Consider the following 7,352-nt stretch of genomic DNA (forward strand, 5'->3'; position numbering starts at 1 on the left):
TTGCCGTACGTCCGCTATGCCGACGACACCCTGCTCGGGTTCGCCGGACCCGAGGATCGGGGATCGTTCGGCACCCTGGTTGATCATAGGTACAGCCCTTGGTTGGAGATCTTCTTGCGACAGAAGGATCTCCGACCAATGGCTGCGTGATCAGTGTGGGACCGACGGGCGTCGAATCGCAGGTTCAGGGCCGTATGCGGGAAGGTCCCGGACACGGACAGGTTCACCCGCTGCCGGACATCGCCCGGTTACCCTCGTACCGTGCGGATCCTCTTCTCCAGCCTCGGCCATTACGGGCACACCTACCCCCTGTTGCCGCTCGCGATCGCCGCGAGGGAGCTGGGCCACGACGTCGGCTACTTCACCGGCGCCGCGTTCGCCAACACCCTCACCGCGCGCGGCATCGAGCACATCGTCGGCGGCATCGAGGTGCCTGAGGCGTTCGCCATCGCGACCAGTGACGCCCGGCCGAGGAGGCCGGAGGACGTCACCGAGCGGGTCGCGTACACCTTCGCCTCGGTGATGCCGCGCCGCTTCGCCACCGAACTCGCGCCGGTCATCGCCGACCGCAAGCCGAACCTGGTCGTGCACGAGTTCGGCAACCCGGGCGCGGGCCTCGCCGCCGACGTCGCGGGCGTACCCGCGCTGTGCCACTCGTTCGGCCGGATGTGGCAGGAGCCCGACTTCGCCGAGGCCGCGCTCGCCCACCTCACCGACCTCGGCGCGGAGTTGGGCGTCGAGATCCCGCGGAGCGATCCCCTGGTGCTCGGCCACCCGTACCTCGACATCTGCCCACCGTCGTTGCAGAACCCGGCGTTCCTGACCTCGTCGGTGCACCGAACCCCACTGCGGCCGGTGCCGTTCACCGAGCCCGGCGAGCTGCCTTCGTGGGTGCTCGAACACCGCGAAACCCTGGTGTACCTGACGCTGGGCACGGCCTTCGGCGTCGTGGAGGTGCTGCGCACCGCTGTGGAGGGTCTGGCCGCGTTGGACGTGAAGGTGCTCGTGGCGACCGGACCGACGGTGGAACCGGACGCGCTCGGCGAACTGCCGGACAACGTCGTGGTGCTCCCGTGGGTCCCGCAGGCCGACCTGCTGCCGCACGTCGACCTCGTGGTGCACCATGGCGGGTCCGGCACGACCATGGGCACGCTGGGCGCGGGCGTGCCGCAACTGGTCATACCGCAGGCGGCGGACCAGTTCAACAACGCCGACATGGTGACCGAGGCCGGGCTCGGCGACCGCGTGCTCGGCGCGGACGTGACCGCCGAGGTGTTCACGGCCAAGGCGAAACGACTGCTCACCGACGACGCCGTGCTCGGCGCGACCCGGGCCGTCGCCGCCGAAGTGGCCACCATGCCGTCACCGCACGACGTGGCCCGCACGCTGCCCGACTACGCCTGACGGGACTGTGGAACGAATGGCTCGGGCGCACTTTCGGTGGCCTCGGACCACGTTGGGGTCCCCGGCCTCCTCCGGCAACTCGGTAGCACGCCGTTGGACGCCATCTTGGCATCGAGCTCGGCGATCCGCCGACGAGTGCGACGTTGTCGATGCTGGTCGTCTCCAGCAGCTGCCCGGTGGCGATCAGCTCGTCGCAGCGCCAGGTCAACGCAGGCAGAGCCGAGCCGTTGGACACCGTCGCCGGTGACAACGACTACGGCGACGGCACATCCGGCGGCGCGCACCGACGACAGCCCTCGTTCAACTCACCGCCCGGGACATCGTCCTTGCCGGCCAAAAGTTCCCCATAACCGCGCGACTTCCACCGGACACACGAGACGCCATCCGGATCACCGTAGTCCAACGAGCCGCTGGACCGACCGGAGCAACATCCGGTGAGGTGCGCGAGAAGACCGTGCGGATCCACGAAATCACTTCCTTGGAGGTGCTCGCACCCCTGTGCTTGTATGCCCCGGGGACTCCTGGCAGCCGGTTGAGGATCGGTGCCCGTACGACGTGAGAGAACGCGGCAATGCACCTGCGGCCGATTCGACGAGCGGTTGGTCGACGAACCGCACCACCAGAGGATCCGCGGGAGCGCCATGACGACCGGAACACCTCCCGCGACGGCCGGGTTGCGCGTCACGTGGGCGAACTGGGTGGACGAGGCGGTGCGGCCGCGGTTGCGGATCGCGAGGCTGTTGCCGTCCGGTGGTGTGGGGCTGGTCGTGTTCCTGGCCGTGCTCCACTTCGTGTTGGGCCTGTTGCCGGTGGCCTTCGTGGTCGCGACGAGCGTGATGCTCGGCGAGGTGCCCGCCGCGGTCGGCGGCGGGGTCGGCAGCGCGGCCTGGGACCGGCTGACCTCGATCTTCCTGCTCGCCGCCGGCGCGTTCCTGCTCACCCAGATCCTCACCCCCGTGGGCAACGCCCTGGGCCAGCAGTTGCGGCGACGGGTGGACAGCGCGCTGCGGGACGACGCGATGGCGTTGATGCTGCGGCCGGTCGGCACCGGACCGTTGGAGGACCAGCGCACGCTGGACGAGCTGAACGAGGCCGTGCGCGCTTTCGAGCGCGACTGGGGCACACCGGGGCAGGCGTGTTTCGGCCTGGTGGCGCTGATCGCCCGCTACACCCGGCTGGTGGCGCTGGTGGTGGCCATCGGGCTGACGATCGGTTGGCCCGCGGGGCTCGGGGTCGGTGCGGCGGTGCTGGCGTTCCGCTACGGCCAGCGCGGCGGGCTGCGCAAGTACTCGCGGGTGGGGCGCGACCTCATCGGCAGGATGCGCGAGATCGGTTACCTGCACGAGCTCACGATGACCGACGTGGCGGCGAAGGAGATCCGGGTGTTCGGCCTCACCGGCTGGCTCGCGGATCGCTACGCGGCCGTGTGGGAGACCGTGCGCAACACCTTCGAACGTGCGCGCCGCCGCGTCTACCTGACCCCGTACCTGCTGCTGACGGCGCTGGGCCTGTTGGCGGCGGGTGGCGCGATGGTGTACGCCGCCCAGCTCGCCGCGACCGGGCGGGTGGGCCTGACCGCGTTGGCGCTCGGGGTGCAGGCGGTGGTGCTGGCGATCTCGCTGGGCGGCTACTACGCCGAGGCGGACACCAGCACCCAGTTCGCGATGCTGTCGCTGACGGCCCTGCAACGGTTGCGCGACCGGCTGGACGAGTTGGACGACGGTCAGCCCCCGCCGGGTCGGGCGCAGGTGCCGCCGGGCACGCCGGCCGCGTCGCTCAGGTTCGACCGCGTCGGCTTCCACTACCCCGGTTCGGACCGCACCGTGCTCGACGGCATCGAGCTGGACCTGCCCGCCGGGCGGTGCACGGCCGTGGTTGGCGTCAACGGCGCGGGCAAGACCACGCTGGTGAAGCTGCTCGCGCGGCTGTACGAGCCGACATCGGGTGCGGTGCGCGCGGACGGCGTGGACATCGCGGAGTTCGACCCGGTGCTCTGGCGGCGTCAGATCGGCGTGATCTTCCAGGACTTCGTGCGCTACGAGCTGACCGCGGCGGAGAACATCGCGCTGGGCGCGGCGCACGTCCCGGTCGACCGCGCGGTGGTGCTGCGCGCCGCCGAACGCGCCGGGATCGCCGAAGCACTGCTCGCCCTGCCCGACGGCCTGGACACGCCGCTCTCGCGGGCCTACCCGGGCGGGACGGACCTGTCCGGCGGGCAGTGGCAGCGGATCGCCATCGCCCGTGCGCTCTACGCCTTGGACGCGGGTGCCACGGTCCTGGTGCTGGACGAGCCCACCTCGGCGCTGGACGTCCGCGCCGAGGTGGCGTTCTTCGACCGGTTCGTGGAGCTGACGCGCGGGGTGACCTCGCTGCTGATCTCGCACCGGTTCTCCAGCGTCCGGCGGGCCGACCACATCGTGGTGGTGGACGGCGGGCACGTGGTCGAGCGCGGCACGCACGACGAGCTGATCGCGGCGGGCGGCCACTACGCGCGCCTGTTCACCTTGCAGGCGAAGCGGTTCGCGCACGGCCTGGACGACTCGGAAGCCGACGACGTGCCGGACGGTGACACGGCCACCGGGTACCCGGCGGTCGACGGCGCGGCGGCGGACGCCGTGGTGGAGGGGGTCAGCCGGTGATCGAGGTCGTCCGCGGTGGCTGGGAGCTGTTCCTCATCGCCTGGCAGGAGAGCCGGTACCGGTTGGTGCTCGCCGTCGTGCTCATGATCGCCCAGGCGTCGGCGATGCCGCTGGCCGCGCCCGCCCTGGCCGCGCTCACCGACTCGGCGCTGGCCGGCGACGTCCGGGGTGCGACCGTGGCGGCGGTGCTGGTCGTGGTCGCGGTGATCGCCGCGCTCACCGCCGGGCACTTCGCCCACATCTTCTACTTCGAGCTGGGCGACCGCGCCGTGCCGCGCCTGGAGCGCGAGCTGATCGAGATGACCAACGGCTCGGCCGGGTTGGAGCACCACGAGCGGCCCGAGTACGCCGACAAGATCCAGCTGCTGCGCCAGGAACTGCACCGGGCCGGGTGGGGCTCGATGGAGGGCCTGCTGAACAGCCTCGGCCTGCTGGTGGCGATCTCGATCACCGCGATCCTGCTGGCACGGCTCAACCCGCTGCTGTTGCTGCTGCCGCTGGCCGCCGTGCCGCCGCTGCTGCTCGGGCGGCGGGCGGAGTCGATCGTCAACGCCGCACGCGAGCGTTCGGCACCGCCGTCCCGGCACGCCAAGCACCTGTTCGAACTCGTCGCGAACGCGGCCTCGGCCAAGGAGCTGCGCGTCAGCGGGCTGCAGTCGGAGCTGCGCTCGCGCCAGCGCCGGGCCTGGGACGAGGCGTCGGCACAGCTGTGGCGCGGTGAGCGCCGGGCCGTGGTGCTGCGCACCAGCGGCGAGCTGTTCTTCGCGGTGGCCTACGTGCTGGGCACGCTGCTCGTGCTGCGGGACGCGGTGGCCGGTCGCCGCGGCGTGGGCGACGTCCTGCTCGTGCTGACCTTGGCGTCCCAGGTGAACCAGCAGGTGACCTCGTCCGTCGCCACGTTGCAGGAGATGCAGCGCACCGGGCGGGTCATGGGCAACGTGCGCTGGGTCCGCGCGCTGGTCGCGAGCCAGGCACCTCCCCCGCCCGACCGGGACGTGCCCCGACGCATCCGCGAGGGCATCGAGGTGCGTGGTGTGTCGTTCACCTACCCGGGCACCGACCGGCCGGTCATCGCCGACGTCGACCTCACCCTGCCCGCCGGCGGCACGGTCGCGTTCGTCGGTGAGAACGGCGCCGGGAAGACCACCCTGATCAAGCTGCTGTGCCGGTTCTACCCGGTCACCACGGGCACGATCTCGTTGGACGGCACGGACTTCGCCCGCTTTCCCGTGGACGGGTGGCGTGCCCGCGTCGCCACCGGGTTCCAGGACTTCGCCCGGTTCGAGCTGCTCGCCCGCGAGAACGTCGGTGTCGGCGAGCTGGCCGAGATCGAGTCGGCCGACGCCGTGCACGACGCCCTGCGCCGCGCACGCGCCGAGGACGTCCTGGACCGCCTCGAGGACGGTGTCGAGACCCAGCTCGGCAAGACCTACGCCGACGGCGTGGAGCTGTCCGGCGGACAGTGGCAGAAGCTCGCGCTCGGCCGGGCGATGATGCGTCGCGACCCGTTGCTGCTGGTCCTCGACGAACCGACCGCGGCGCTCGACGCGCAGGCCGAGCACCGGTTGTTCGAGCGGTACGCGGCCGGTGCGCGTGAGGTCGGCCGGCGGACCGGTGCCATCACGTTGCTGGTCTCGCACCGGTTCTCCACCGTGCGCATGGCCGACCTGATCGTGGTGGTGGCCGACGGACGCGTGCGGGAACAGGGTTCGCACGACCAGCTCATGGCCGCGAACGGCCTGTACGCCGAGCTGTACTCGATGCAGGCGGCAGCTTATGCGTGAGGTGTGGTCGACGGCCGACGTCGAGCGGTCGGCCGCCGAGCGGTCCGCGCCGGACGTGTGGGACTACATCGCGGGCGGCAGCGGCGAGGAGGTCACGCTCGCCGCGAACCGGGCCGCGTTGGACCGGGTCGCGGTCGTGCCGCGGGCGCTGGTGGACGTCTCGGCCTGTGACACGGGCTGCGAGCTGTTCGGCGTCACGTCCTCCCTGCCGCTGGCCGTGGCCCCGATGGCCTACCAGCGGCTGATCCACGACGGTGGCGAGCGCGCGGTCGCGGCTGCCGCGGCGGCGGCAGGTGTGCCGTACGTGGTGAGCACGCTCAGCTCCGACCCGATCGAGGACGTGGCCGCGGCGGGCGGCACGACGTGGTTCCAGCTGTACTGGCTGCGCGACCGCGAGGTGGTGGTGAAGCTGCTGCGCCGTGCCGAGGAGGCGGGGTGCCGTGCGGTGGTGCTGACAGTCGACGTGCCGGTGCTCGGGCGGCGGCTGCGGGACCTGCGCAACGGGTTCGCGCTGCCGTCGTGGGTCAAGCCGGTGAACACCGACGGCGAGGTCGGCGGACGGGTGCCCGGTGACTCGGTGATCGCCCGGCACACCAGCGCGGTGTTCGACCCGTCGTTGAGCTGGCGTGACCTGGAGTGGATCCGGGCGCACACGAACCTGCCGCTGGTGCTCAAGGGGGTGCTCGACGCCGGTGACGCGGCCCGCGCCGTCGACCTCGGGGTGCAGGGTGTCGTGGTGTCCAACCACGGTGGGCGGCAGTTGGACGGTGCGGTGCCGAGCGCGGTCGCGCTGCCGCAGGTCGTCGCCGCGGTGCGCGGGCGGTGCCCGGTACTGCTGGACAGCGGTGTCCGCAGCGGGGTGGACGTCCTGCGGGCGTTGGCGCTCGGCGCGACCGCGGTCTTGGTCGGCAGGCCTGTGCTGTGGGGGCTCGCGGCGGGCGGTGAGCGGGGTGTGGCAGCGGTGCTGGACGTGCTGCGGCTCGAGTTCGTGACGGCCTTGCGCCTGGCGGGCTGCCCGGACGTCGCGTCGGCACGCCGGCTGACCGTCGCCGAGAGTCCGGGTGCCACGACATAGCCGGCCGTGAACCCGTCAGGCGGGTCGCCCACCGCCCTCCGGGGACTGGTCGAGACCGCGCAGCGCACCGCTCCAGGTCGCCGCCACGCACAGCAGCAGGACCCTGTGGGGTTCCAGAACTCCGCCCTCGGGCGATGAGCTGCAGCGATCGCGCATCATGGGCGGTAGGGGCACGATTATGGAGCGTGGCGTTACGACTGCTGTACCTGATCTTCGCCCGGGTCGTTGGCTGGCTGGTTCTGCTCGGCCGGTCGTCGGCGACCAAAGACGTGGAGCTGCTGGTGCTGCGGCACGAGATCGCCGTGCTGCGTCGGGCCAACCCTCGTCCGCGACTGGATTGGGCCGATCGTGCGTCGCTCGCCGCGTTGGTGCGACGCCTACCCGGCTGGTTACGACTCCACCGGTTGGTGACGCCGGGCACCGTCCTGCGGTGGCACCGACGCCTGGTCG

General features: G+C 71.7%; 5 protein-coding genes. All 5 read left to right on the forward strand.

What is annotated here, in order from left to right; genetic code table 11:
• Window positions 1-261: 261 nt before the first annotated feature.
• A complete protein-coding gene (locus ABTZ99_RS07305) occupies window positions 262-1,404 on the forward strand; it encodes a glycosyltransferase (protein ID WP_499609026.1) in 1,143 nt (380 codons plus the stop codon).
• A gap of 641 nt (window positions 1,405-2,045) precedes the next feature.
• A complete protein-coding gene (locus ABTZ99_RS07310) occupies window positions 2,046-4,043 on the forward strand; it encodes an ABC transporter ATP-binding protein (protein ID WP_499609028.1) in 1,998 nt (665 codons plus the stop codon).
• Complete coding sequence (locus ABTZ99_RS07315; protein ID WP_498782280.1) at window positions 4,040-5,827, forward strand: ABC transporter ATP-binding protein; 1,788 nt, start codon at window positions 4,040-4,042, stop codon at window positions 5,825-5,827. The genes ABTZ99_RS07310 and ABTZ99_RS07315 overlap by 4 nt, the downstream gene beginning before the upstream one ends.
• Window positions 5,820-6,902 (forward strand): alpha-hydroxy acid oxidase, encoded by a 1,083-nt coding sequence (locus ABTZ99_RS07320; RefSeq protein ID WP_499609031.1) that lies wholly within the window; start codon window positions 5,820-5,822, stop codon window positions 6,900-6,902. The genes ABTZ99_RS07315 and ABTZ99_RS07320 overlap by 8 nt, the downstream gene beginning before the upstream one ends.
• 185 nt (window positions 6,903-7,087) lie before the next feature.
• The coding region (locus ABTZ99_RS07325; protein WP_499609033.1) for an integrase at window positions 7,088-7,352 on the forward strand (265 nt) is incomplete at its 3' end.

Source organism: Actinosynnema sp. NPDC002837 (assembly GCF_040295345.1).
Taxonomy (GTDB): domain Bacteria; phylum Actinomycetota; class Actinomycetes; order Mycobacteriales; family Pseudonocardiaceae; genus Actinosynnema.

Bases quoted from the DNA above. Each gene is read 5' to 3' on its own strand.
- ABTZ99_RS07320 (WP_499609031.1), top strand. From the start codon at position 5,820: ATGCGTGAGGTGTGGTCGACGGCCGACGTCGAGCGGTCGGCCGCCGAG.
- ABTZ99_RS07310 (WP_499609028.1), top strand. From the start codon at position 2,046: ATGACGACCGGAACACCTCCCGCGACGGCCGGGTTGCGCGTCACGTGG.